The sequence below is a fragment of the Vibrio ouci genome (assembly GCF_004551525.1).
In the GTDB taxonomy this organism is placed as follows: domain Bacteria; phylum Pseudomonadota; class Gammaproteobacteria; order Enterobacterales; family Vibrionaceae; genus Vibrio; species Vibrio ouci.
The window spans coordinates 1-364 of sequence record NZ_SATR01000419.1 but is presented as its reverse complement, the minus strand read 5'-3'; the positions used below and the strand labels follow the sequence as shown (position 1 = coordinate 364).

Sequence of the window (364 nt, the reverse complement as noted above, 5' to 3'; positions counted from 1 at the left end):
GCGAGAGGAGCCTCATCTAGACGTCGTCTAGAATCAGTGAGAACACTTGGAGCAACACGAGACCACGCATCTTGAGGTTTAGGTTGAAGAGCGAGGTCAAGAGAGCTACATACTTCTTTAATCGATTTGTTCCGCTGAAGCCCCATCCAAATAACAAGCCAAACGGCTTGTTGTGCTGGCAAGCGTCGCCTTCTGATACTTGCTTTAGATGTGTCATGTAGAGCTTGCTCTATCCATTCAAGTTGGATGGCATTAACGACAGACTCATAGTCTGTAGCATCTTCAATCGTTTCATGAGCCAGTACTAATTCTTGAGCCAACATAAAAAATCCCCACTAACTTTGTTAGTGGGGATTATCATACG

At 44.8% G+C, this 364-nt stretch carries 1 protein-coding gene; it reads right to left on the bottom strand.

The genetic code is table 11. From position 1 onward, the window contains the following. Positions 1-323, bottom strand: a 323-nt coding sequence (locus ELS82_RS26095; protein WP_208733350.1) for a transposase domain-containing protein, incomplete at its 3' end; no start/stop codon positions are given. Positions 324-364 lie beyond the last annotated feature (41 nt).